Origin of the sequence: Specibacter cremeus (genome assembly GCF_003946885.1) — a bacterium.
Classification (GTDB): Bacteria; Actinomycetota; Actinomycetes; order Actinomycetales; family Micrococcaceae; genus Specibacter; species Specibacter cremeus.
The window spans coordinates 1-25736 of sequence record NZ_RWKQ01000016.1; the positions used below are offsets into that span (position 1 = coordinate 1).

Here is a 25736-nt window from a genome sequence, read left to right on the forward strand (position 1 = left end):
CTAACAATAGGCTTGAATCCGCAGAACCAAAAGTTGCCCCGCGGGCTTGTGAGCAATCAGTCAGTCCGTTCCCCGACGCCCGGGCGCGGCCCCCTGTGCGGAACCGTCAAGGTGCGGACGGCGGGTTGCTGCGGCGAATGGATTTTCCCGGTCCCAGCAGCCGCGCCGGCCCGATCGCGGCGCCGCCGAACCGCGCGGCGACCGCGTCGCTGGCCCGCTCCGCGGTGCGCGCGTTGTCCTCGCGCGGGTCCAGGCTCAGCTGCACGGCGGCCCGGTCCGCCGGTTCCAGTTGTTCCACCCGCACGCCGATGAGCCGCACGTATTGCGGCCGCCGGCCCAGCCCTTGCAACAGGCCAAGGGCCGCGCCGTAGATCTGGCCGGCACTGTCCACGCCGGAGCCGATGGCCCGCGACCGGTTGATGGTGGAGAAGTCGGCGTACTTCAGTTTCAGCGCCACGGTCCTGCCCACCAGCGACGCCGCCCGCAGCCGCTTGGCCACGCGGTGGGCGAGCCGCAGCAGCTCCCTGGTGAGCTGGTCGTCGTCGTCGGTGTCCTGCGCGAACGTCTCCTCGGCGCCGATGCTCTTCTCGGCCCGCACCGGGGTGACCGGCCGGGGGTCCCGCCCCCACGCCAGGTTGTACACGTGTTCCCCGGCGACACCGAGCGCCTTGCGCAGCACGGGCAGCGGCGTGGCCGCCACGTCGGCGACGGTGTGGATGCCGAACCGGGCCAGGACCTCGCGGGTGCGTGCGCCCACGCCCCACAACGCGCCCACCGGGAGCGTGTGCAGGTACTCGACCGTCCGGTCCCGTTCGATCAGCAGCATGCCGTCGGGCTTGGCCCGCGTGGAGGCGATCTTGGCCACGAATTTGCTGGCCGCGATGCCGACCGACGCGGTGATGCCCAGCTCGCGGGACACCCGTTCCCGGATCAGTGCGCCGATCTGCAGCGGCGTCCCGAGCCGGCGCAGGGCCCCGGAGACGTCCAGGAACGCCTCGTCGACGCTGAGCGGCTCGACCAGGTCGGTGATGGAGTCGAAGATTCCCATGAGCTGCCCGGAGACCTGCCGGTACAGCCCGTGCCGTGGTTCAAGGACGACGGCGGTGGGCGCCAACCGCTGCGCCGTCGCCATGGGCATGGCCGAGTGCACACCCAGCGCACGGGCCTCGTACGATGCCGACAGCACCACCGATCGGCCGGCCGGGAACCCGACGATGACCTGGCGGCCCACCAGGTCCGGGCGCTCCCGCAGCTCGACGGACACGAAGAACGCATCCATGTCCACGTGCAGGATCGTGCAGCCGGCCTGGTCCGGCCCGGCGACGGGGTCATGGGGGAACAGGTCCTGGTGGATCGAGTGTTGGGGGAACGGGTCCTGGTGGTTGGGGGGCACCCCTCAAGTGTAGTTTCGGGGTCCGACACAGGGACTGGCTAAACTGGAGGGGAAACCCGCCTCTGCATGAAGGATGAGTCATGGAACGGAAACTGTTCGCGCCGGCCGGCGCCGCGGCCGCACTGGCCGCCGTCGTCCTGCTGGCCGGCTGCTCCGGCGGCGGCGCGCCCGCACCTTCGACCGGCGGCACAACGGCCGCAACGGCCACGGCCTCCACCAGCGCCTCGGCCCCCGGTTCCGCGACGGGCACCGCGACGACGACGTCGTCGTCCATGGCGACGAGTTCGGCCACCTCGACGGTCAACGCGCTGGTGCAGGGCTTCCCGTCGAAACTGCTGCCGCTCATGCCCGGTGCCACGGTCACCGCGTCCAGCTTCGATCGCAGCACGACGCCGGCCACGGCGTCCCTGACGGCCACCACCGCGGCCAAGCAGGCGGACATCCTCGCCTACTACACGAAGGCGTTCACCGCACAGGGGTTCACGGCCCAGCCCGGTGACACGGTGGCCGGTGTGCCGACGAAGACATTCACCCGGGCCACCGGCCAGGACGTCATCACGCTGTCCCTGGACGTGACGAGCAGCCGGGTGACCTTCACGCTCGGCGCCAACGTCCTGCCCGCATCCTTGAAGTGACGTCCCAGGAAGGCTCCGCCATCAGCACCGCAACCGCAGCCAACGCCCCCGCCACCGAGCAGGACGCCTTCATCGAGGCCATCGCGGCGAGGCTGGCGTCATTCCTGGACTCCAAGGAGTCCATGCTGGCCGGCATCTCCGCCGACTCGCTCGTGCTGCTGGATGCGATCCGCACCCTCGTCACCGGCGGCAAGCGCATGCGCGCCCTCCTGTGCTATTGGGGTTGGCGCGGGGCCGGCGGCGACGCCCAATCGCCGTCGATCGTGGCGGCCGGCGCGGCACTGGAACTGTTCCAGGCGGCGGCGTTGATCCACGACGACATCATCGACCGTTCCGACACCCGGCGCGGCGGCCCAAGCGTGCACATGCAGTTCAGCCGCCTGCACGGCGAGCGGGGCTGGGCCCTGGATCCGGAACGGTTCGGGCACGCCGCGGCCATCCTCACCGGCGACCTGTGCCTGTCGTTCAGCGAGGAGCTGTTCGCGGACATCGGCCCGGCCGCGGCGTCGGGGACGCGCGCCCGGGAGGTGTTCAACCTCATGCGCGCCGAGGTCATGGCCGGGCAGTACCTGGACATCCTGGAAGAGGTGTCCGGGCCGGGCAAACCGAACTCCACCGCGGTCGAACGCGCCGCCGCCATCATCCGCTACAAGAGCGCAAAGTACTCCTCCGAGCATCCGCTGGTCCTCGGTGGCGCGCTGGCCGGCGCGGACAATGCGCTGCTGGCCGGGTACAGCGCCTTCGCACTGCCGCTGGGCGAGGCCTTCCAGCTGCGCGACGACGTGTTGGGCGTGTTCGGCGACCCGGCGCAAACGGGAAAGCCGGCCGGCGATGACCTGCGCGAGGGCAAGCGCACCGTGCTGGTCGGCCTGACGCTGACCGCCGCCGGGGACGGCGACGCGGCGTTCGTGCACTCTCACCTGGGCCGGCAGGACCTGACCGGGGACGACATCGCCCGCATCCGGGCCATCATCGTCGGCTCCGGCGCCCTGGACCGGACCGAGGACATGATCGGGGAACTGGGCGGCACGGCGTTCTCGGCGCTGGACCGGCTGCCGATCGGCTCCGACATTGTGGCGGCGCTGTCCGAATTGGGCAACGCCGCCGTGCAGCGCAAGTCCTGAGCGGCCGACCTACCAGCCGAGCGCCTGCGCGCGGCGCCTGATCTCGGTCTTGCGGCCCTCCCGCAGCGCGTCGATCGGGCGCCCGGGCAGCGAGTCGTCGGCGGTGAAAAGCCACGCCAGCGCCTGCTCATGGTTATAGCCGGCGTCACCGAGCACCGAGACCGTGCCCTTCAGGCTGTCGAGAACGTGATCGTCGACGAGGAATTCCGCCGGAACGGCACGGACATTGTGTTCGCCAATGCGTGCCGCCAGCAACGTCCCGTCCTTGACCAGGGCGTGCACCCTCGTGATGGAAACGCCCAGTCGTTCGGCGACATCGGGCAGCGGCAGCCATTCGGCAATTAGTTGTTCAAGAGTACTCACGTATTCAAGGTTCCCATATCGAGGTTGTTTCACGGCAAAACTGGTGTAAATTCACATTAGTCACATCAGTAACAACTTCATCACGTGCAACATACGCAACGGACCAGAGGAATCCCTTCATGACTTCCGAACGCCCCGCCCGTCCGGGCACTGCCTCCACCAAGCACCTGGCCGCCGTCGCCACGGCAGCGTTGCCCGTCGTCGTGCTGTCGTCCCTGGCCTTGGCGCATCCTGCCGCCGCCGCACCCGTGGGCGCCCACCTGTCGCCCGTGACGCTGGCCCCGGGCGCACTGGCCAAGGCCGTGGCCGCCGCCACCACCGGCCACGTCCCCGCAGCCGTCGTCGCCGGAAGCGTGCCAACCACCATCTCGCCCATCCGGGTGACCGTGCCGGCGTCGTACACGGTGTGCGCCGGCGACACCGTCAGCGCGATCGCCGCCCGGCACGGCCTGGACACCAATGCCGTGCTGCGACTGAACAAGCTCACGCCCAGCAGCATCATCTACCCCGGCCAGCGACTCGCCCTCACCGGGACGGCCACCGCCCCGGCCGCGAAGCCGGCCGCCAACGCCGGCACCCCGGCCGCCGCCAAATACACCGTGCGCGCCGGCGACACGGTCAGTGCCATCGCCGCCCGGCACGGCCTGTCCACGAACGCCGTACTGGCCGCCAACCACCTGGGCGCCACCAGCATCATCTACCCCGGCCAGGTCCTTCTCCTGGGCACGGCGGCCGGCGCCGCCCCGGCCGCCGCGGTGACGAAGACACCCCCCGCCGCAGCGCCGTCGTCAGGCACGGCCGGTACGTACACCATCCGCGCCGGCGACACGCTCAGCGGCATTGCCGCCAGGTACCGCGTCGGGCTGTCCGCCTTGCTGGCCGCCAACCGGCTGTCCGCAACCACCATCATCTATCCGGGCCAGAAGCTGTCGATCCCCGGTGCCGCCCCCTCGGCAACAGCGCCGGCCGCCCCCGCGGCAACAGCGCCGGCCGCCCCGGCCAAGGCCGCCGGCACCTACCGGATCGTGCCCGGCGACACGCTCAGCGGCATCGCCGCCCGATACGGCGTCACGCTGGCCGCGCTGACGGCGGCCAACAACCTCACCACCAACTCGATCATCTACGCGGGCAAGACACTCACCATCCCGGGCGTAGCGGCCGCCGCGACCTCCGTCACACCGCTGCCGGAGAATGAGAAAGTCGGCAACACGTTCCTGCACTACACATACCCGGACGCGGTCGTGGCCGAGGCCAACGTGAACAAGGCGGCGCTGCTGGCGGCGCCCGTGCCGTCGCAGGCGCAGATGCGCGAGATGGTCGCCAGGACCGCCGCACAGATGGGCGTGGACCCGTCGCTGGCCATGGCGTTCGCCCAGCAGGAGTCCGGCTTCAACCAACGGGCCGTCTCCCCCGCCAACGCCATCGGCACCATGCAGGTCATCCCGCAGGCCGGGCAGTGGGCGTCGGACCTGGTGGGCCGCACGCTGAACCTGCTCAACCCGCAGGACAACGTCACGGCGGGGGTGGCCATCATCCGGGCGCTGCTGGCCGGCTCCAAGACGGAGGACCTGGCCATCGCCGGGTACTACCAGGGCCAGTACTCCGTGTCCGTGCACGGCATGTTCGCGGACACGAAGGCGTACGTCGCCAACATCAAGGCGCTGCGGAAGCAGTTCCGCTGACCCGAGCCGTCCGGGTTGTCCCGGTAAGATCAGGGGGTGCAAGCCGTGCCTCATGACCAACTTGTCGGGACCACCCTGGACGAACGCTACCTGGTGCGTGCCCGGGTGGCGCGCGGCGGCATGTCCACCGTGTACCTGGCCACGGATCTGCGGCTGAACCGCGACGTGGCCGTCAAGGTGCTGTTCCCGCACCTGGCCGACGATGCCCGGTACATGGGCAAGCTGCAGCAGGAGGCGCGCATCGCCGCCAGCCTGTCGCACCCGCACCTGGTCCACATGTACGATTTCCGGGCCGTGGACGGATTCGCGTACCTGGTGATGGAGTATATTCCCGGGCACACGCTGCGCGATGTCATGAACGCCCGCGGCGCCATGGGCCCGGACGACGCGCTGGACCTGCTGGACCCGATCGTCGAGGGGCTCGCCGCCGCGCACACCAAGGGCCTGGTCCACCGGGACGTCAAGCCGGAGAACGTGCTGATCTCCGGGGACGGGCGCATCACCATCGGCGACTTCGGCCTGTCCCGGGACGCGTCGGCGGCGTCCGGGACGGCCACGCTCATGGGCACGGTCGCCTACATCTCCCCCGAGCTGGCGAACCAGGGCGCGGCCGACGCCCGCAGCGACATCTACTCGACCGGCATCCTGCTGTACGAGTTGTTGACCGGGCACCAGCCGTACCGCGGCGACAGCGCCATCCAGGTCGCCATGGCGCACGTGACCGGCACGGTCCCGGCACCCTCGCTGGAGCGGCCCGGCCTCTCCCCCGAGGTCGACGAGCTGGTCCGCTACATGACCGAGAAGGAACCGGACAACCGGCCGCCGAACGGCGCCGCGCTGCTGGAGGACCTGCGGCACATCCGCGCCGGCCTGCCGCGCACGCGCACGGCTTATCCGGCGACGGCGCCGGCGGTTCCCGGCCCGCAACCGACCGAGGTCATCACCCGGGCGCCGCAGGCGACGACCGTGCTGCCGGCCGGGTCGGGGCTGTACGTGCCGGGCGACCTCGTCGCACCCGGGGCGGAAGCCGGCCCGGACGAGCCGGCGCGCTCGAAGCGGCAGGCCAGGGCGGTCGCCAAGGCGCAGGCCCGGGCCGCCGCCATTCCGACGAAGTCGCTGCAGAAGGGCCATCCCCGCCGCCGGGCGGTCATCTGGGTGCTGGTCGTCCTGCTGCTGGCCCTGCTCGGCGCGGGCGCCGGCTGGTTCTTCGGGCTGGGCCCCGGGGCGCTGGCCACCGTGCCGTCGGTCGGCAACAAGACAGTCCCCCAGGCCCGCTCCCTGTTGGAGCGAGCCGGCTTCACCGGCACCACCGTCTCCGACGTGTTCAACGAGCAGGTGGCCGCCGGGCTGGTTGTCACAAGCGACCCGGCGGCGGACGCGCGGGTGCGCAAGTTCCAGGTCATCACGTTGCTCGTGTCCAAGGGTCCCGTGCTCTACGGCGTCCCCGACGTCGTCGGCATGCCGCGGGACGTGGCGCAGGCGGCGATCGCCGGCGCGCATCTGGCCGTGGGCGTCGTGACCGAAAGCTACGACGCGAAGGTCCCCGCCGGCGTCGTGCTCGGCCAGGATCCGCCGGCCGACGCGCAGAAACGCGGGGGCACGACGATCAACCTGATCGTGTCGAAGGGGCCCCGCCCCGTCCCCGTGCCGTCCGTGGCCGGCCAATCGTCCGACGACGCCGTCAAGGAGCTCACGGATGCCGGTCTCGTGGCGGTGATCCGGCCCGACCGGGTGTTCAGCCGGACGGTCCCCGAGGGCGCGGTGGCCGGCCAGGACCCGGCCGGCGGCACGCTGCCGCCCGGCGGCACGGTGCAACTGACCATTTCCAAGGGCCCCCGCATGATCCACGTGCCCAGCTTCGTGGGCCAGCAGGCCGCCGACGCGCAGCGCCAACTGGAGGCCCTCGGGTTCAAGGTCCAGATCGAGAACCTGCTCGGCGGCTTCTTCGGCACGGTCCGGTTCCAGGACCCGGAGAACACGGACGCCCCGGAGGGCTCAACCGTCACCCTCCGGGTCATCTAGACGGGCGGGCCGCCGGTCGAGCCCGCCGAGACCCCGGTGGTCGAGCCCGTCGAGACCCCGGTGGTCGAGCCCGTCGAGACCCCGCTGATTTCGACAAGCTCAATCACCGGACGGGCAGGCTCAATCACCGATCCGCCTACCGGCTGTGCGCCAGGGCGCCGGCGACGAGGAACGCCATCTCCAGGGACTGCTTGTGGTTCAGGCGCGGATCGCAGACCGACTCGTAGCCGGTGAGGAACGCCTCCTGGTCGATCGGGTCGGCACCGCCGAGGCATTCGGCCACGTCGTCGCCGGTCATCTCCACATGCAGGCCGCCCGGGAAGGTGCCCTGGTCACGGTGCACCTCGAAGAAGCCGCGGACCTCGTCCATGACGTCGTCGAAGTTGCGCGTCTTGTAACCGTTGGGGGAGGTGACGGTGTTGCCGTGCATGGGGTCGGTCACCCACAGTACCCGGGCGCCCGAGGAGGTGACCTTCTCGACCAGGTCGGGCAGCTTCTCGCGGATGTTCTTGGCCCCCATGCGGGTGATGAACGTCAGCCGGCCGGGTTCCCGGTTCGGGTCCAGCTTGTCGATCAGGGCCAGCGCGTCCTCGGCGGACGTCGTCGGGCCAAGCTTCACGCCGATCGGGTTGCGCACGCGGGACAGGAAGTCGACGTGCGCCTGGTCGAGCCCGCGGGTGCGCTCCCCGATCCACAGGAAGTGCCCGGAGGTGTCGTATGGCAGCCCGGTGCGCGAGTCGATGCGGGTCAGCGCACGCTCGTAGTCGAGCAGCAGCGCCTCGTGGCTGGCGAAGAATTCGACGGTCTTCAACGCGTCGAAGTCGGCGCCGCAGGACGCCATGAACTTGATAGCCCGGTCGATGTCCTTGGCCAGGGTCTCGTAGCGGGCGTGTGCCGGGTTGGCGGTGAAGCCACGGTTCCAGGTGTGCACCGCGCGCAGGTCGGCGAACCCGCCCTGCGTGAACGCGCGGATCAGGTTCAGCGTCGAGGCGGACGTGTGGTAGGCGCGCAGCATGCGGGACGCGTCGTGGCGGCGGGATTCGGGCGTGAACTCGTACCCGTTGACAATGTCGCCACGGTACGCCGGCAGCGTCACGCCGTCGCGGGTCTCGTCATTGGAGGAGCGGGGCTTGGCGAACTGGCCGGCCATGCGGCCCATCTTGATCACCGGCAGCGACGCGCCGTAGGTGAGCACGACGGCCATCTGCAGGATTGTTTTCACCCGGGCACTGATCCTGTCGGCGGTGGCCGCCTCGAACGTCTCCGCGCAGTCGCCGCCCTGCAGCAGGAACGCCTTGCCCTGCGCGGCCTGGGCGAGGCGCTCGCGCAGCACATCGACCTCGCCGGCGAACACCAGGGGCGGAACGGAGCCGAGTTCCTTGATGCTGGCCGCATATACGTCGGGGTCCGCCCACGTCGGCTGTTGGGAGATGGGCAGGTTGCGCCACTCGTCGAGGCCCGGGTATTCGGCGGGGCCGGAGACGGTCAGCACCGTCGGGTTGTCGGTCGGGGTGGCGGCGGTTGAAAGATCAGTCACATCTCAAGATTAGCGCCCCGCGCCCCGCCCTGCGGGACCGGGGCCGTCGTCGTCCTTCTGGCCGATCACGGTGACGGTGCCGGGGGCCAGCGATTCGGCCGGGTCCACGCGCACCGCGTCCTTGGCGGCCTCCTGCACGGCCTCCGGCGCGGCGGACTTCGACTCGGCCTTCTTCGCCGCCAGCTTGTCCTTCACCGTGCTGGCGTACGAGTCGACGTATTCCTGGCCGGAGAGCCGCATGAGCTCGTACATGATCTCATCGGTGACGGACCGCTGGACGAAGCGGTCATGCTCCAGCCCCTTGTACTTGCTGAAGTCCATGGGTTCGCCGAAGATGATGCCGAGCCGGCGGATGGTCGGGATGCGCCGGCCGATCGGCTGGACCTTGTCGGTGCCGATCATGGCCACCGGGATCACCGGGACATTGGCCTGGAGCACCAGCTTGGCGACGCCGACCTTGCCGCGGTACAGCCGGCCGTCCGGGCTGCGCGTGCCCTCCGGGTAGATGCCCAGCAGGCCTCCGTCGCGGAGCACGTCGAGCCCCGTGTTCAGCGAGTTCGCCGACGCCGCCCCACCGGCGCGGTCCATGGGCAGCTGGTTCGTCACCTTGAAGAACAGTGCGATCAGCCGGCCCTTGATGCCGCGGCCGGTGAAATACTCGATCTTGGCCAGGAAGATCACCGGCCGCGGCGCCATGAGCGGCATGAAGATCGAGTCGGAGAACGACAGGTGGTTGCTGGCCAGGATGGCCGGTCCGGTCTCCGGGATGTTGTCCAGGCCCTTCGTCCAGGGCCGGAACAGCAGCTTCAGCAGCGGGCCCATGAAGATCCGTTTCAGCGCCCAATAGATCATGCGAGTGTCCCTCCCGAAGCGGCGCGCCGCGCTGTGCCAGACAATGCCCGCTCGATTGGCTCCGGCACGTCGTATCAACAGTAGTCTAGTGACGTACCTGTACTTCAAACACACGCCGGACGCCGGCGGGGCCGCGTCACCGGGAGGATCCATGACGACCGCAACACCGTCCACGGCGGCATTCCGGTCTGCCGGCCACGGGGACACGGCCCGCATCGGGGTGGCCATCAGCCACGGGTTCACGAGCACGCCGGCCAGCATGCGTGCCTGGGCCGAGCACCTCGCCGGGCTCGGTTACGCGGTCAACCTCCCCCTGCTGGCCGGGCATGGCACGCACTGGACGGACATGGCCCGCAGCACGTGGCAGCAGTGGTACCGGGACGCCGAGAACGCCTACCTTGAGCTGGCCGGCAGCTGCGATGCCGTGTTCGTGGCCGGGCTGTCCATGGGCGGGACGCTGGCGCTGCGCGTGGCCGAGCACCACCCGGTGGCCGGCGTCGCGCTCGTCAACCCGGCGCTCACGTTCGCCGACCCGCGGGCCCGGTTCGCACCCGTCCTCAAGCACCTGGTCAGGAGCATGCCGGCGATCGCCGACGACATCAAGGCCCCGGGCGTGAGTGAGGGCGCCTACGACCGCACGCCCGTCGCGTCCGTGCACGAGCTCGCGAAGCTGTTCAAGGACACCGTCGCCGGCCTGCCGCGCGTCACGGCCCCGACCATCGTGTTCCGTTCGACCGTGGACGCCGTGGTTCCGGAGTCGAGCCTCGACGTGCTCACCGCCGCCATCGGGGCCCGGGACCTGTCCGTCGTGGCCCTGTCCAACAGCTACCATGTCGCCACGATGGACAACGACGCACCCATGATCTTCGAACGGTCCGTCGACTTCTTCCGGGAGCACGCCCATGTCCCCCAATCCTGAAACGAACCGGCCCGTTCCCGGCGACAGCGACGACGACGCCGTCTGGGCGGACTTGGTCGCCCGCCTGCAGGAGCCGGATGACGGGTTCCTGGACGGGCTCGCCGACTTCCCGGACCCGCTTCCCGGCAAGGCGGACGACGGCGGTCCGCGCCCGGGTGCCGCACCGCACCCGGGTGCCGGGTCGTTTGCCGGTTTCGATCCGCTGGGTGTGTGGAACCGGCCCGCCGCCCGGGCCGATGAGGGCGGGACGGCCGGCGGCCCGCGCGACTACGCGGCGGAGGACGACGAGGGCGAATTCGTGCCGCCGGATCCGCCGTCGCTGGCGAACGCGGACCCGGCCATCGTCGCGGCGTGGGTCGGGGCCGCCGGCGGGCCGGTGTTCCTGTTCCTGGCCGCGCTGTTCTGGCGCGACATCCCGCTGCTGGCCGTCGCGGCGATCATCATCGCGTTCATCGGCAGCGCCGCCTACCTCGTGTACCGGCTGCCCAAGTCGCGCGATGACGACGGCGACGACGGCGCCGTCGTCTAGCCGATCGTCCGGCGGATGCGCCGCATGCCCACCCGGGTGCCGTGGCGCACGCGNGGGCGCCTGCGGGGCAGTAGCTGTCGATGACGCAAACTGCTGGGCAGTAGATGTCGAAAATCGGCCCGAAACGAGCACCTACCGCCCACCAGTTCACAAACGAGCGTTTACCGTCCACTGGTTCGCCAGAGGCCGTGGCCCTTCCTCCCATGACGGCCGGCCCATCGAAGCCCAGGCGGCAGCAACCCCAGGCGCACCAACCCCAGGTGGCCACGAACCCGAAACCGGCAAACCCTTCCGGCCACCGCGCTAGACGATCGTCCGGCGGATGCGCCGCATGCCCACCCGGGTGCCGTGGCGCACGCGCGACAGGTCGGCGGCGCCGATCATGCCGGCGNGGTCAGGTTCCGGGCGAACGCGGCGCGTGCCGGATCGATGAGCAGGCGGCCCGCGCCGGACAGGCCCCCGCCGATGACGAACAGTGCCGGATCGAGTGCGGCGGCCAGGTTCGCGATACCCAGCCCCAGCCACTCCCCGACCTCGTGGACCAGGTCCCGGCACATGGGGTCCCCGGCCATGGCCTGTTCCGTCACCAGCGCCCCGGTGATGTCCTCGGCCCGGCCGCTCGCCGCCGCCAACAACGCCGCGGCGACCGGGGAGTCGGCCAGGGCGAGCTCCCGGGCCTCGCGCCCCAGCGCGTTGCCCGACGCGTACTGCTCCCAGCACCCGCGGTTGCCGCATTCGCAGCGGTGCCCGCCGGGCATGATGACCTGGTGCCCGAATTCCCCGGCCAGCCCGAAGCTGCCGCGTTCCACCCGGCCGTTGGTGACCATGGCCCCGCCGATGCCCGTGCCGAGGGTCAGGCACACCAGGTGTTCCTGGCCCCGGCCGGCCCCGAAGCGCCATTCGGCCCAGCCGGCCGCGTCGGCGTCATTCGTGAGCATGACCGGCCGGCCCAGCAGGGCCTCGAGGTTCGCCCGCAGCGGCTCGTTGCGCCACGCCAGGTGGGGGCTGAACATGACGGTGCTGTCGGCCAGGTCCATCCAGCCCGCCGCGCCGATGCCGACCGAGCGGATGTCGTGGCGGCCGCCGAGCTCGCGGACAAGCTCGACGATGGTGGCCTCGACGGCGCGCGCGTCACGTCCGGGGGTGGGCCGCCGTCGTTCCTCGATGACCGTGCCGGCGCCGTCGACGACGCCGGCGGCCACCTTCGTGCCGCCGATGTCGATGCCGATGGCCAGCGCGCGTTCGGCCGGGCGGGCGTTGGCGAAGCGGAAACGCGGACGGAAGGCGGTGGGGCGGGCGGGCATGCGTCGAGTCTAGCGACGGACACCGGAAAGGCCGGGGGTGTTTGTTCAGGCGGCCGTCGCCGCGTCGGGGGCCTCGCCGTCGGGGGCGTCGCCCGGGCCCCGGACGCAACTGCCGGGCACCAGATGTCGATAACGCAACTGATGGGCAGCAGATGTCGAAAATCCCGGCAAATCGGCACGAAACGAGCATTTACCGCCCACTGGTTCGCACGACGCCACGGCCTGTCCTGCAGGGACAGCCGGCCCGGCGCCGCCCGCGGCGGGCCGGTGCGAATTGAAAGCGTGACACAAACAACATATTGTTACTGACGAGTAACTTATCTACGGCGCGGCATCCCCGGGGGCCGGATAGAGTATTGCCAAGCCCGCAGGACTCACAGGCACGGCACTCACTGACACGAAGGAGCTCACAGTGCGAGAAATCAAGGTCCCGGCCGAGGTCACCACCCCCGGGAACGCGAATGCCACCGACTTCGTCCTGCGCCAGGCCGCAATCCCCACGAACCCGGCCCTGTTTTCCCGCCGCAACGCCGACAACGTGTGGGTGGACATCTCCGCCCGCGAGTTCCACCAGGACGTGTGCGCCATCGCCAAGGGCCTGATCGCCGCCGGCATCCGGCCCGGCGACCGGATCGGGATCATGTCCCGCACCCGGTACGAATGGACCCTGGTCGACTTCGCCGTCTGGTTCGCCGGGGCCGTGTCCGTGCCGATCTACGAGACGTCGTCGCCGTCACAGGTGGCGTGGAACCTGGGCGACTCGGGGGCCATCGCCGCGTTCGCCGAGACCGCCGCCCATGAGAACATCATCCGCCAGGCGGCCCACAACGAGGGCCTGTCCGCCGTGGTGGACGTGTGGCAACTCGACGGTCCCGGCCTGGACGCGCTGCGGGCGGGCGGCCGGGAGGTGTCCGACGAGACGCTGGAGGCGGCCCGCAGCGCCAACGGGCTCGACGACCTCGCCACCATCATCTACACGTCCGGCACCACCGGCCGGCCCAAGGGCTGCATGATCACGCACGGCAACTTCGTCGAGCTCAGCGACAACGCCCTCGCCGTGCTCGGCCAGGATGTGGTGCCGCCCGGGTCCCAGACCATCATGTTCCTGCCGCTGGCCCACGTGTTCGCCCGCTTCATCTCCGTGCTGGCCGTCGCCGCCGGCGCGAAGGTGGGCCACACCCCGGACATCAAGAACCTGCTGGGCGACCTGCAGAGCTTCCGGCCGACGTTCATCCTGGCCGTGCCGCGCGTGTTCGAGAAGGTGTACAACTCGGCGTCCATGCGGGCCGAGAGCGAGGGGAAGGGCAAGATCTTCGCGGCCGCGGCCCGCACCGCGATCGCCCACTCCAAGGCGCGGCAGGGCGGCCGGGTCCCGTTGCTGCTCTCGGCCCGGCACTTCGTGTTCGACAAGCTCGTCTACGCCAAGTTGCGCGCCGCCATGGGCGGGCAGGTCCGGCACGCCGTCTCCGGCGGCGGCCCGCTGGGCGTTCGGCTGGGCCACTTCTTCCAGGGCATCGGCCTGCAGATCCTCGAGGGCTACGGCCTGACCGAGACGACCGCCCCCGTGACGGTGAACCGCCCGGCCCGCATCAAGATCGGCACGGTCGGTGCGCCGTTGCCCGGCAACGCCGTACGGATCGCCGACGACGGCGAGATCCTCACCCAGGGCGTGTGCGTCATGAAGGGCTACTTCGGCCGCGACGACCTGACGGCCGACGCGTTCACCGACGGGTGGTTCCACACCGGCGACGTGGGCGAACTCGACGCGGACGGGTTCCTGAGGATCACCGACCGGAAGAAGGAGATCATCGTCACGGCCGGCGGCAAGAACGTGGCCCCGGCCATGCTCGAGGACCCGATCCGGGCCGACGCGCTGGTCTCCCAGTGCATGGTCATCGGCGACCAGCGCCCGTTCATCGCCGCGCTCGTCACCCTTGATGAGGAGGCGCTGCCCCAGTGGGCCGCCCACCACGGCCTGCCGTCGACCATCACGGTCGCCGAGGCCGCCGTGAACCAGACCGTGATCGCGTCCGTGCAGAAGGCCATCGACCGGGCCAACGCGACCGTGTCGCAGGCGGAGGCCATCAAGGCGTTCCGCATCGTGGCCACCGATTTCACGGAGGCCTCGGGCCACCTGACCCCGTCCATGAAGGTCAAGCGGGCCGAGGTCCTCAAGGACTTCACCGACGTCGTCGAGGACATCTACGCCGCGCCGAAGCCGGCCGTCTAGTCCGGTCGCCTACCCCGCCTTGGGCGGCAGCGCCACGAGCTCCCCCACCACGAGCGCCGCGAGTTCCACGACGGCCGCCTGCGTGGCCGGGCGCAACCGGGCCAGCTGGATGCGGGACCCCTCGGCCAGGTGCTTGTCGTAGGGCAACCGCAGGACGTGGTCCACGCGGGAGCGGAAGTGCCCCTCGATCTCGTCGATGTCGACCTGTGTCTCGCCGCCGGAGAGATTGATGACGACGATCGCCCGCGCGACCAGGTCGTGCCGGCCGTGCGCCTCCAGCCAGGACAGCGTCTCGGACGCCAAGCGGGCCTCATCCACGCTGCCGCCCGAGACCAGCACCACTGTGTCGGCCTTCTCCAGCGTGCCCTTCATGACGGAGTGCACCATGCCGGTGCCCGAATCGGTGAGCACTATCGAGTAGTACTTGCCCAGGATGTCCGTCACGGCCCGGTAGTCGGCGTCGTCGAACGCCTGCGCCACGGCCGGATCGGTGTCCGAGGCCAGCACGTCCAGCCGGGACCCGTCGCGCGCCACGTAGTTGGACAGCTGCGGGAACGTGCTGACCTCGAACCTGTCCTTGACCAGGTTGCGCGCCGTGAAGTCGGCCCGTCCCGGCGACCTGTCCGACAACGTGCCGCGGTCCGGGTTCGCGTCCATGGCGATCACCCGGTCCTCGCGCATGTCGGCCAGCGCCATGCCCAGCAGCGTCGTGACGGTGGTCTTGCCCACCCCGCCCTTGCGCGAGAGCACCGGCACGTAGCGGGTGCGGTCGCCCAGCCGGGTGGCGATCGTGTTCTCCATGGCCCGGCGCAGCCGGACCTTGTCGGAGTCCCCGAGGTTGATGGCACCGAACGACACCCGGTACAGCAGCAGCCGCCAGCCGCCCACGGGCGGTGCGGCCGACTTGGCCAGCAGCCGGTCGGGCGTCAGCGCGGCCGCCGGTTCCGGGCCGTCGTCGCGCTGCCGGCGCGGGCTGTGCCCGGCCTCGCCGTTGGCCGGCACGGTGGCGGGCCCGTCCGCAGGCGCCGGCGGGACGGGGGCGCCGGTCGGCACCCAGTCCGGGGCGGCCGCCGTCGTCGTCGGCATGGGCGGCACCTCCGGTGGATCTGGGACGACGCTGGCCACCTGACCCACGCTGCCGGTGGACGCCGGGTCGCCGGCCGCCGCCGCCAGCCCCAGGGGGCCGGTGCCGGCGGGGTCCACGACCGTGCCGTCGGCAGCGTCGGCGGGTGTGACGACCTCGATGCGCGGGACGGTCGCGGGTTGGGCCGCCCCGACCGGCGGTGCGTCACCGGGCAGCCCGTCGCCGGACTGGTGGGGTTCCCCGGCCTGTTCACCGGCCTGTTCACTGGCCTGTTCGTCGGGTTCGGCGTTGCCGGCGGGGTCAACCGCCGACAACGACGGTGCGGGGTCGAACTTTTTCGTGACCATGGCTCCGCCTTCCACATGTGCCGCCGCGGCCGGAACCGGGCTGGTTCCGACCGCGGCGGCGGGTTGTGGCCTTAGTGTAATCGAAGGTTACGCCTCAATCACCACGAGCAGGTCGCCGCCCTGGACCGGTTCCACGGCGCCCACGGCGAGCCGCTTGACGGTACCGCCCACCGGCGTCGTGATGGACGCCTCCATCTTCATGGCCTCGATGGTGGCGACGGCGGCACCGGCCTCGAGGACGTCGCCGACGGCGACCTTCATGGTGACGGTGCCGGCGAACGGCGCGGCGACCTGGCCGGCGACCGACGGGTCCGCCTTCTCGGCCGTCTTGACGGTGCTCTCAACCGACTGGTCGCGCACGGTGACGGGCCGGGCCTGGCCGTTGAGCGTGCACATGACGGTGCGCAGGCCCTTCTCATCGGGCTGGGACACCGCCTCCAGCGACGCGATGAGGCGCACGCCCGGCTCAAGCGTGATGCCGTGCTCCCGCCCGTGCTGCAGGCCGTAAAGGTAGTCGCGGGTGTCCAGCACCGAGACGTCGCCGTACGTTTCGCGGACCCGGTCGAACTCCTTCGTCGGGGCGGGGAACAGCAGCCGGTTCAGGGCGCGGCGGCGCGTGGCGGAGTCGGCGGCGAGCTCGGCGCTGTCCGCGGCGACCAGCTCGCCCTTGCCGGGCACGAACGTGCGGCCCCGCAACGCCCTGGTGCGGAACGGTTCCGGCCAGCCCCCGGGAGGGGTGCCCAATTCGCCGGAGAGGAACCCGACCACGGAATCCGGCACGTCGTAGTTCTGCGGGTTCGCCTCGAAGTCGGCCGGGTCCGCCTTGATGCCGACCAGGTGCAGGGCAAGGTCGCCCACCACCTTGGACGACGGCGTGACCTTCACCAGGTGCCCGAGGATCCGGTCGGCGGCCGTGTACATGTCCTCGATTTCCTCGAACCGTTCGCCCAGGCCCAGGGCGATGGCCTGCTGGCGCAGGTTGGACAGCTGGCCGCCGGGGATCTCGTGCTGGTACACGCGCCCGGTGGGGCCGGCCAGGCCGGACTCGAACGGGGCGTAGACGCGGCGCACTGCCTCCCAATACGGTTCCAGCGAGCTGATGGCGGCCAGCGAGATGCCGGTGTCGCGCGGGGTGTGCGCCAGGGCGGCGACCAGTGCGGAGGCGGACGGCTGGCTGGTGGTGCCGGCCAGCGACGCGGAGGCGACGTCGACGGCGTCGACCCCGGCGTCCACGGCCGCGATCAACGTGGCCAGCTGGCCGCCGGCGGTGTCGTGCGTGTGCAGGTGCACGGGCAGGTCGAAGCGCTCGCGCAGGGCGGTGACGAGCCGTGCCGCGGCGGCCGGGCGAAGGACGCCGGCCATGTCCTTGATGGCCAGGATGTGCGCCCCGGCGTCCACGATCCGCTGCGCCAACGTCAGGTAGTAGTCGAGCGTGTAGATCGTCTCGGCCGGGTCGAGCAGGTCGCCGGTGTAGCACAGCGCCACCTCCGCGACGGCAGTGCCGGTTTCCCGGACGGCGCGGATGGCGGGCTCCATCTGGCCGACGTCGTTGAGCGCGTCGAAGATGCGGAAGATGTCAATGCCGCTGGCCGCGGCCTCGCGCACGAACGCGGTCGTGACCTCTTCCGGGTACGGGGTGTAGCCAACCGTGTTGCGGCCGCGCAGCAACATCTGCAGGCAGATGTTCGGCATGGCCGCGCGCAACTTGTCCAGCCGCTCCCACGGGTCCTCGCCGAGGAAGCGCAGCGACACGTCGTAGGTGGCCCCGCCCCAGGCCTCGACGGAGAGCAGCCCGGGCGTGAGCACGGACACGGCCGGTCCGGCGGCGGCCAGGTCCCGGGTGCGCACCCGGGTGGCCAGCAGCGACTGGTGCGCGTCACGGAACGTGGTGTCGGTGACGGCGACCGCGGCCTGGTCGCGCAGGGCGGCGGCAAATCGTTCCGGCCCGAGCTCCCGCAGGCGCTGGCGGGAGCCGGCCGGTGCGGTGGACAGGTCGACGGCGGGCAGCTTGCGTTCGGGGTCGTCGTGGAAGTGCAGGTCCCCGTTGGGCTTGTTGATGGTGACGTCGGCCAGCCATGTCAGCAGCTTGGTGCCGCGGTCGGCGGACACGCGGGCCTTCAACAGGTCCGGGCGTTCGTCGATGAACGACGTGGCGACGTCGCCGGCCACGAACGCCGGGTCGTCGAGCACGGCCTGCAGGAACGGGATGTTCGTGGACACGCCGCGGATGCGGAACTCGGCCAGGGCGCGGCGGGCCCGGGCCACGGCGGCCGGGTAGTCGCGGCCGCGGCAGGTCAGCTTGACCAGCATGGAGTCGAAGTGCGGGCTGATCTCCGCGCCCGAGTAGACGGTGCCCCCGTCCAGGCGGATGCCTGCTCCGCCGGCCGAACGGTAGGCGGTGATCTTGCCGACGTCCGGCCGGAACCCGTTGGCCGGGTCCTCGGTGGTGATGCGGCACTGCAGGGCCGCCCCTTTGACGTGGACGCTGTCCTGGCTCAGGCCGAGGTCCGCGAGGGTCTCGCCGGAGGCGATGCGCAGCTGGGCCTGGACCAGGTCGACGTCGGTGATCTCCTCGGTGACGGTGTGCTCGACCTGGATGCGCGGGTTCATCTCGATGAACACGTGCTGGCCGGCCCGCTCCCCCACCGTATCGACGAGGAACTCGACCGTGCCGGCGTTGACGTAGCCGAGCGCCCGCGCGAACTTCACCGCGTCCCGGTGCAGCGCCTGGCGGATGTGCTCGTCCAGGTTCGGCGCCGGGGCGATCTCCACGACCTTCTGGTGGCGGCGCTGCAGCGAGCAATCCCGCTCGAACAGGTGCATGACGTTGCCCTCGGCGTCGGCCAGGATCTGCACCTCGATGTGGCGCGGGCGCAGCACGGCCTGCTCCAGGAACATGGTCGGGTCGCCGAACGCGGCGTCGGCCTCGCGCATGGCGGCCGTGAGCGCCTCGGCCAGGTCCTCGCGGCGGTCGACGCGGCGCATGCCACGCCCGCCACCGCCGGCGACGGCCTTGGCGAAGATGGGGAAACCGATCTCGTCGGCGGCCGCCACCAGTTCGTCCAGGTCGGAGCTGGGGGCGCCGGACTTGAGCACCGGGATACCGGCCTCGCGGGCGGCGGCCAGCGCCTTGACCTTGTTGCCTGCCAGCGCCAGCACCTCGGCGGGCGGGCCGACGAACGTGATGCCGGCGGCAGCCGCGGCCTCGGCCAGGCCCGGGTTCTCGGACAGGAAGCCGTAGCCGGGGTAGATCGCGTCGGCACCGGACTCCTTGGCCACGCGGATGATTTCCTCGACGTCCAGATAGGCGCGGACCGGATGGCCCTCCTCGCCGATCAGGTACGCCTCATCGGCCTTCTGGCGGTGGATGGAATTGCGGTCCTCGTAGGGGAACACCGCAACCGTCTTCGCACCCAGTTCGTAACTGGCCCGGAATGCTCGGATGGCGATCTCACCGCGGTTGGCAACCAGAATCTTGGAAAACATGACACTCCTGTGTGAACGATGGTTTGGATCGGTACTGCAGGCTTGGCGCAAACGCCTCATCGATGGTTAACCGATGTTTAATCGTTGGTTTAGTTTCCGTTATGTTCTTGGAGACCAAAGTGGTGCAAGTCTCCCGGGTTGGGGCCGCCGCCGCAACAACACGTGGCCCGGGTCACAGCCGGGCCACGTAATATTGCTCAGAGATCCGCGGCGAGTTCCTCGATGGACGGGCAGGAGCAGACCAAGTGGCGGTCGCCATAGGCCTGGTCGATGCGGCGCACCGGCGGCCAGTACTTGGCACGCGGGTCCACGCCGGCCGGGAACACGGCCTCCTCCCGGCTGTACGGGTGCGTCCAGTCCTTGACCAGGCTGCGGGCCGTGTGCGGGGCGTTGACCAGCGGGTTGTCCCCGGCCGGCCACAGCCCGTCCTGCACGGCGGCGATCTCGCGCCGGATGGCGACCATGGCGTCCACGAAGCGGTCCACCTCGGCCAGGTCCTCGGACTCCGTCGGTTCGACCATGAGCGTGCCCGCCACGGGGAACGACATCGTCGGGGCGTGGAAGCCGTAGTCGATCAGGCGCTTGGCCACGTCGTCGACGCTGACACCGGAATCGGCGGTGATGCCGCGCAGGTCCAGGATGCACTCGTGCGCCACGAGGTCGTGTGCCCCCGTGTACAGGACCGGGTAGTGGCCGGCCAGCCGGCGGGCGATGTAGTTGGCGGACAGGATGGCCGTCTGGGTGGCCCGGCGCAGGCCGTCCGGGCCCATCATGCGGATGTACGCCCAGGAGATCGGCAGGATCGACGCCGAGCCGTACGGTGCGCTGGAGACGAGCCCCACACTGGAGTGCTGGCCCAGCGACCGGGCCGGCAGGTGCGGGGCCAGGTGCGCGCGGACCCCGACGGGGCCGACGCCCGGGCCGCCGCCGCCGTGCGGGATGCAGAACGTCTTGTGCAGGTTTAGGTGGCTGACGTCCGCGCCGAACTTGCCGGGCCTGGCCAGCCCGACCAGGGCGTTCAGGTTGGCGCCGTCGACGTACACTTGGCCGCCGGCGTCGTGCACCATGGCGCAGATCGTGGTGATCGACGTCTCGAACACGCCGTGCGTGGACGGGTAGGTGACCATGATGGCGGCCAGGTCGTCCTCGTGCAGCGTGATGAGGCGCTTGAGGTCATCGATGTCGACGTTGCCGAAGCCGTCCGTGGCGACCGGGACGACCTTGAGCCCGGCCATGACGGCGGAGGCGGCGTTCGTGCCGTGGGCGGAGGTGGGGATGAGCACGATGTCGCGGTCCGGGTTGCCGTTCTCGACATGGTAGGCGCGGATGGCCATGAGTCCGGCGAATTCGCCCTGGGACCCGGCGTTCGGCTGCACGGACACGGCGTCGTAGCCGGTGATCTCCGCCAGCCAGGCCTCCAGCTGGGTGGCCATCTCGACGATGCCGACGGTGTCCTCGGCCGGCGCGTACGGGTGCAGGCCCGCGAACTCGGGCCAGGTGATGGCAGCCATCTCGGCGGTGGCGTTCAGCTTCATGGTGCACGAGCCCAGCGGGATCATGCCACGGTCCAGCGCGTAGTCGGCGTCGGAGAGCTTGCGCAGGTAGCGCAGCATCTGGGTCTCGGAGTTGTGCGCGTGGAACACCCCGTTGTCCAGGTAGCCGGTGGTGCGGGCCGCGGCGATGGCGCCGGCTCCGGTGGGGACGGTCACGGTGGCCGCGCCGAGGAAGCCGGCCAGGGCGGCGAGGTCCGCCGCCGTCGTCGTCTCGTCGACGGCGATCTGGATGTGCGCGTCGTCGATCCGGCGCAGCAGATACCCGCCGGCGTGCGCGGCCGCGACGATCTGATCGGCGTTCGCGCCGGCGAGGCGGATCCGCACGGTGTCGAAGAAGTCGGCGTGGACCACGGTGTGGCCGGCGGCCGCGGCCGTGGCGGCGACGGCCGCCGCGTCCGCGTGCACGCGTTCGGCGATGGCCAACAGGCCGGCCGGGCCATGGTAGACGGCATACATGCCGGCCATGACGGCCAGCAGCACCTGGGCGGTGCAGATGTTGGAGGTGGCCTTCTCGCGGCGGATGTGCTGTTCGCGCGTCTGCAGCGCCAGCCGGTAGGCGATGTGCCCGTCGGCGTCCTTCGAGACACCGACCAGGCGGCCGGGCAGGGCGCGTTCGAGGCCCTTGCGCACGGCCATGTAGCCGGCGTGCGGGCCGCCGAAGCCCATCGGGACGCCGAAGCGCTGCGAGGTGCCCACGGCCAGGTCGGCGCCGAGCGTGCCGGGGGCCTCGAGGAGGGTCAGCGCGAGCAGGTCCGCGGCGACACCGACCAGGGCCTTGGCCGCGTGGGCGGCGTCGATGAGCGGGGCCAGGTCGCGGATCCGGCCGGAGTCGCCCGGGTACTGCAGCAGGACGCCGAAGTACTCCTGCCCGGGGGCGCCGGCATCGAAGTCGTGGACCAGGACGGGGATGCCCATGGCGCGGGCGCGGGTGGTGACGACGGCCAGTGTCTGCGGGAACACGTCGGCGTCGACGAGGAACACGGCGTCGGCGCTTGCCGACCGGTTGGAGCGGCGCATCAGCGCCATGGCCTCGGCGGCCGCCGTGCCCTCGTCGAGCATGGACGCGTTGGCGGTGACCATGCCGGTCAGGTCGGCGACGGTGGTCTGGAAGTTCAGCAGCGCCTCCAGCCGGCCTTGGGAGATTTCCGGCTGGTAGGGCGTGTAGGCGGTGTACCAGGCCGGGCTCTCCAGCACGTTGCGCGCGATCACGCCGGGAGTGAACGTGCCGTAGTAGCCCTGCCCGAGGAAGGAGCGGTTGACGGTGTTCTTGGCCGCGAGTTCCCTCAACTCGGCCAGCATGGCCTCCTCCGACACGCCCGCGGCCAGCGACAGCGGCTCGGTGGTGTAGATCGACTCGGGCAGCGCCGCGGTGGTCAATTCCTCCAAAGAACCGAATCCGAGGGTGCTCAACATATGATGAACATGGGGCTGGGTCGTCACCCCGATGTGTCGGTCGCTGAAGCCGGCCGCCGCGAAGCCGCTCGTGGGCAGGCTTTCGGCTGTCATGTCTGGGGTGTTTGAGGTGTTTGTCACTGGGGTCTCCAAGTCGCGAACGTTCCTTAGATATTGTAAGTGTCAGACGGCAGCGGCCCCGGACGTCTCGGACGCCCGCAAAACGTGAGTGAAGATGGAATGCAAAGGTCGTGGTTCTACCCGTGCAAGTAGTGAGCATCAGCAGCCTCAAGGGCGGCGTCGGCAAGACGAGTGTGACACTCGGCCTGGCCTCTGCGGCACTGGCGGCCGGCATCCCCACCCTGGTCATCGACCTTGACCCGCACGCGGACGCCAGCACCGGGCTGGCCGTCCGCCCGGACGGGCAGCAGGACATCGGCCGGATGGTCAAGGCGCCCCGGCGTGCCGACCTGGCGGCGAATGTGGTGCCCAGCGGCTGGCTTGCCGCCTACCAGCACGACGCCGGGCCGTCGCCGGTGCTCGACGTCGCCATGGGCAGCGCGTACACGGGCATCTACGACCGCCCGGACCTGGGCCGGCGCGACCTGCGCCGCCTGTCGACCGTGCTGGCCAACGCCGACCGGGGCGGCGTGGCCCCGTACCAGCTGGTGCTCATCGACTGCCCGCCGTCGCTGAACGGGCTGACGCGCATGGCGTGGACGGCCAGCAGCCGGGTGCTGCTCGTGGCCGAGCCCGGCCTGTTCTCCGTGGCCGGGACACAGCGGACGTTGCGGGCCATCGAGTTGTTCCGCAAGGAATTCGCCCCGGCGTTGACACCGGCCGGCATCATCGCCAACCGGGTGCGCAGCGGCTCGAACGAGCATGCGTACCGGTTGCAGGAGATGAAGACGATGTTCGGCGACCTGCTGCTCTCCCCCACGATCCCCGAGCAGGCGAACTGGCAGCAGATCCAGGGCGCCGCGCACCCGATCCACCAGTGGCCGGGCGAGTCCGCGAAGAACGCGTCGGCGCTGTTCGACAAGCTGCTCGACGAGGTCGTCACCCAGGGTGCCACGCGCAGCCGCATGTACCGCGGCTAGAGGTCTCGACGGGCTCGACCACCGGTGGTCGAGCCTGTCGAGACCCGGTGGTCGAGCCCGTCGAGACCCGGTGGTCGAGCCTGTCGAGACCCGGTGGTCGAGCCCGTCGAGACTTGTCGAGACCTAGGAAATCTTGCGGGCGCGGCGCTTGCCGAGTTCGTCGTCGGGGAACTCCTCGACCGCGGCGTGCTCGCTGGGCAGCTGGGCCAGGGATCCCTCGACCTCGCGCCAGACACGGCCCACGGCGATGCCGAACACGCCCTGGCCGCCCTGGACCAGGTCGATGACCTCGTCCGCGGACGTGCACTCGTAGACCGACGCGCCGTCGCTCATCAGGGTGATCTGGGCCAGGTCCTCGACACCGCGCTCGCGCAGGTGCTCGACGGCCGCCCGGATCTGCTGCAGGGACACGCCCGTGTCCAGCAGCCGCTTGACGACCTTCAGGACCAGGATGTCGCGGAAGCCGTACAGGCGCTGCGAGCCGGAGCCGGCCGCGCCGCGCACGGCGGGTTCCACCAGGCCGGTGCGGGCCCAGTAGTCAAGTTGGCGGTAGGTGATCCCCGCGGCCTTGCACGCGATGGGGCCACGGTAGCCGGCGTCCTCGTCCAGCACCGGCAGATCCTCGGTGAACAGCAAACCCTGGGCGCCGCCCGGTATGGCGGTGCTCGAAACAACGGCAGGCTGCAATTTGCCGGCGTCGCCCTTCGGACTCACGTGGATCCTCCTTGTCGCAGTTCCCTCAAACGGGTGGGTGCCGGGACGCGTTGCCGGCACCGTGGACAGGACGCAAGGTCGCTGACTCCAAGTGTGACCGCAGCAGCACGCCGCTGGCAATGGGAACCATCTACCTGAACGCTATTCCCGCTGGGGGCCAAGGTCAAAGACGTTGATGCTTAAACTTTCGGCGTGTCGAAAGTTTCAGCCTCCGCCTGAGGGTTAGTTGTCGAAATCCTCCGGCTCGACGCCGTCCAGGAACTGCCGGAACCGGCGCAGCTCCTGCTCGTTCTCCTCCACCGGGGTCGGGGTGGCGGATTCGTCGTCGTCGGACTCCGTGATCCGCACGCCGGCGTCATCCACGACCTCCTCGTCGGCGAAGATGCGGCAGCCGACGCGCTGGGCCAGCGCAATCGCATCGGAGGATCGCGACCCGACGGTCGTGCCGTCGTCGAACACCAGCTGCGCATAGAAGACGGAGTCGATGACGGAGGTGATGTTCACGCGCACGATGGCCCGGCCGAGTGCCATGACGACGTTGACCAGCAGGTCGTGCGTGAGCGGCCGGGGCGGCACGACGCCCTGCTGGGCCAGGGCGATGGCGGTGGCCTCCGCCGTGCCGATCCAAATCGGGATGTGCCGGTCGCCGTCGACCTCCTTGAGCAGCACCAGCGGCTGGTTGGACGGCATCTCGACGCGGACGCCGACGATTTCGACCTCGATCATGGCGTGGCTCACGTTTCCATTCGCGCGATGCGGGTGTGTACCAGGGCGCTGTGCAGGCCCAGGCAGAGTTCGGCAATCTCCCGCGCCGCCTCCGCGGCCCGGGCCGAGGACGCCGCGTCCCGGCGGGAGGACAGCGGGGAGACGGCGCGTTCCACCAGCCCGAATTCGCGGTCGGCGGCGGCCTGGAACGGGCGCAGGTGGCGTGGTTCCAGCCCGTGTGCGGCCAGCTCGGTGCACGCCCGGGCCACGCGCAGCGCGTGATCGTCGTAGCAGCCGTTGTGTTCGGCGATCAGCCCGTAGCTGACCATGGCCTCGAGAAGTGCCGTGCTGGCCCCGGACTCGGCCCGCAACTGCTCGGTGGTCAGCCGGCGGGAACGGCGTTTGAACTCCTGCACCAGTTCGTCGGAGACCATGCGCGGGGCGATGGTCACCCCGGGCGGCAGGTTCGTGGGCGTCTCGCCGCGGTCGATCGCGTCCAGGTAGTCGCGGATGACCTTCAACGGCAGGTAGTGGTCGCGCTGCAGCGCCAACACGAAGCGCAGCCGTTCGACGTCGGCATCCATGAACTGGCGGTACCCGGCCGCGGTGCGCTTCGGGGCGATCAGGCCCTTTTCCTCGTAGAAGCGGATCTTGGACGCGGTGACGGTCGGGAAGTCGTCCGTCAGCTGCGCCAGGACCTCGCCGATGTTGAAGATGACGGGCGCGCCGGGGCGCTGGCCGGCGGCCCTGACGTCGGAGAGTCGC

General features: G+C 70.5%; 18 protein-coding genes and 1 pseudogene. 8 read left to right on the forward strand and 11 right to left on the reverse strand.

Going from position 1 to position 25736, the window contains the following annotated elements:
• Positions 1 to 106: 106 nt before the first annotated feature.
• Positions 107 to 1354 (reverse strand): DNA polymerase IV, encoded by a 1248-nt coding sequence (gene dinB / locus EJC77_RS07855; RefSeq protein WP_240629957.1) that lies wholly within the window; start codon positions 1352 to 1354, stop codon positions 107 to 109.
• 119 nt (positions 1355 to 1473) lie between these two features.
• Here dinB and EJC77_RS07860 point away from each other — a divergent pair, with 119 nt between their 5' ends.
• Together EJC77_RS07860 and EJC77_RS07865 are read left to right on the forward strand one after the other, a co-directional pair.
• Complete coding sequence (locus EJC77_RS07860) at positions 1474 to 2028, forward strand: hypothetical protein (protein WP_240629935.1); 555 nt, start codon at positions 1474 to 1476, stop codon at positions 2026 to 2028.
• Positions 2025 to 3152 (forward strand): polyprenyl synthetase family protein, encoded by a 1128-nt coding sequence (locus EJC77_RS07865; protein ID WP_240629938.1) that lies wholly within the window; start codon positions 2025 to 2027, stop codon positions 3150 to 3152. Before EJC77_RS07860 ends, EJC77_RS07865 begins: the two co-directional genes overlap by 4 nt.
• Before the next feature lie 9 nt (positions 3153 to 3161).
• On the opposite strand, the gene EJC77_RS07870 is transcribed toward EJC77_RS07865, so the two are convergent.
• Positions 3162 to 3515, reverse strand: coding sequence for an Rv2175c family DNA-binding protein (locus EJC77_RS07870; RefSeq protein ID WP_164520350.1), 354 nt, complete (start codon positions 3513 to 3515; stop codon positions 3162 to 3164).
• A 119-nt stretch (positions 3516 to 3634) separates the two neighbouring features.
• Here EJC77_RS07870 and EJC77_RS07875 point away from each other — a divergent pair, with 119 nt between their 5' ends.
• Together EJC77_RS07875 and pknB are read left to right on the forward strand one after the other, a co-directional pair.
• Positions 3635 to 5197, forward strand: coding sequence for a LysM peptidoglycan-binding domain-containing protein (locus tag EJC77_RS07875; RefSeq protein WP_125611352.1), 1563 nt, complete (start codon positions 3635 to 3637; stop codon positions 5195 to 5197).
• A gap of 36 nt (positions 5198 to 5233) precedes the next feature.
• Complete coding sequence (gene pknB, locus EJC77_RS07880; protein ID WP_240629942.1) at positions 5234 to 7219, forward strand: Stk1 family PASTA domain-containing Ser/Thr kinase; 1986 nt, start codon at positions 5234 to 5236, stop codon at positions 7217 to 7219.
• A gap of 136 nt (positions 7220 to 7355) precedes the next feature.
• On the opposite strand, the gene EJC77_RS07885 is transcribed toward pknB, so the two are convergent.
• Together EJC77_RS07885 and EJC77_RS07890 are read right to left on the reverse strand one after the other, a co-directional pair.
• Positions 7356 to 8756 (reverse strand): class II 3-deoxy-7-phosphoheptulonate synthase, encoded by a 1401-nt coding sequence (locus EJC77_RS07885; protein WP_125611354.1) that lies wholly within the window; start codon positions 8754 to 8756, stop codon positions 7356 to 7358.
• A gap of 9 nt (positions 8757 to 8765) precedes the next feature.
• Complete coding sequence (locus tag EJC77_RS07890) at positions 8766 to 9608, reverse strand: lysophospholipid acyltransferase family protein (protein ID WP_125611356.1); 843 nt, start codon at positions 9606 to 9608, stop codon at positions 8766 to 8768.
• 151 nt (positions 9609 to 9759) lie between these two features.
• Between EJC77_RS07890 and EJC77_RS07895 the strand changes: the two genes are divergently transcribed.
• Positions 9760 to 10527 (forward strand): alpha/beta hydrolase, encoded by a 768-nt coding sequence (locus EJC77_RS07895; protein ID WP_125611358.1) that lies wholly within the window; start codon positions 9760 to 9762, stop codon positions 10525 to 10527.
• Positions 10511 to 11056: a hypothetical protein gene (locus tag EJC77_RS07900; protein WP_125611360.1), complete on the forward strand. Its 546-nt coding sequence runs from the start codon at positions 10511 to 10513 to the stop codon at positions 11054 to 11056. The genes EJC77_RS07895 and EJC77_RS07900 overlap by 17 nt, the downstream gene beginning before the upstream one ends.
• A 303-nt stretch (positions 11057 to 11359) precedes the next feature.
• Here the strand turns inward: EJC77_RS07900 and EJC77_RS07905 are convergent.
• Positions 11360 to 12360: pseudogene (locus EJC77_RS07905) on the reverse strand (ROK family protein).
• A gap of 412 nt (positions 12361 to 12772) precedes the next feature.
• On the opposite strand from EJC77_RS07905, the gene EJC77_RS07910 reads away from it, so the two are divergent.
• On the forward strand, positions 12773 to 14590 hold the full coding sequence (locus EJC77_RS07910; RefSeq protein WP_125611364.1) for an AMP-dependent synthetase/ligase: 1818 nt from the start codon (positions 12773 to 12775) through the stop codon (positions 14588 to 14590).
• Between the two features lie 9 nt (positions 14591 to 14599).
• Here the strand turns inward: EJC77_RS07910 and EJC77_RS07915 are convergent, their stop codons facing one another.
• From EJC77_RS07915 to gcvP, 3 genes are all read right to left on the reverse strand, one after another.
• On the reverse strand, positions 14600 to 16021 hold the full coding sequence (locus EJC77_RS07915) for a MinD/ParA family ATP-binding protein (RefSeq protein ID WP_240629945.1): 1422 nt from the start codon (positions 16019 to 16021) through the stop codon (positions 14600 to 14602).
• A gap of 87 nt (positions 16022 to 16108) precedes the next feature.
• The gene (locus EJC77_RS07920; protein ID WP_125611366.1) at positions 16109 to 19507 is read right to left on the reverse strand and encodes a pyruvate carboxylase; all 3399 of its coding nucleotides are present in this window, start codon (positions 19505 to 19507) and stop codon (positions 16109 to 16111) included.
• A 197-nt stretch (positions 19508 to 19704) separates the two neighbouring features.
• Positions 19705 to 22566, reverse strand: a complete 2862-nt coding sequence (gcvP, locus tag EJC77_RS07925) for an aminomethyl-transferring glycine dehydrogenase (RefSeq protein WP_125611368.1) — start codon at positions 22564 to 22566, stop codon at positions 19705 to 19707.
• Between the two features lie 149 nt (positions 22567 to 22715).
• On the opposite strand from gcvP, the gene EJC77_RS07930 reads away from it, so the two are divergent.
• Entirely contained in the window at positions 22716 to 23552 is an 837-nt protein-coding gene (locus EJC77_RS07930; protein ID WP_125611370.1) for a ParA family protein, read from the forward strand.
• Positions 23553 to 23675: 123 nt separating this feature from the next.
• On the opposite strand, the gene EJC77_RS07935 is transcribed toward EJC77_RS07930, so the two are convergent.
• From EJC77_RS07935 to ftsR, 3 genes are all read right to left on the reverse strand, one after another.
• Positions 23676 to 24266 (reverse strand): MerR family transcriptional regulator, encoded by a 591-nt coding sequence (locus tag EJC77_RS07935; protein ID WP_125611372.1) that lies wholly within the window; start codon positions 24264 to 24266, stop codon positions 23676 to 23678.
• A gap of 222 nt (positions 24267 to 24488) precedes the next feature.
• Positions 24489 to 24992 carry a bifunctional nuclease family protein gene (locus EJC77_RS07940; RefSeq protein ID WP_125611471.1) on the reverse strand — a complete coding sequence of 168 codons (504 nt, stop codon included), beginning with the start codon at positions 24990 to 24992 and terminating at the stop codon, positions 24489 to 24491.
• An 8-nt stretch (positions 24993 to 25000) separates the two neighbouring features.
• Positions 25001 to 25687 (reverse strand): transcriptional regulator FtsR, encoded by a 687-nt coding sequence (gene ftsR / locus EJC77_RS07945; RefSeq protein WP_240629963.1) that lies wholly within the window; start codon positions 25685 to 25687, stop codon positions 25001 to 25003.
• Positions 25688 to 25736: the final 49 nt, after the last annotated feature.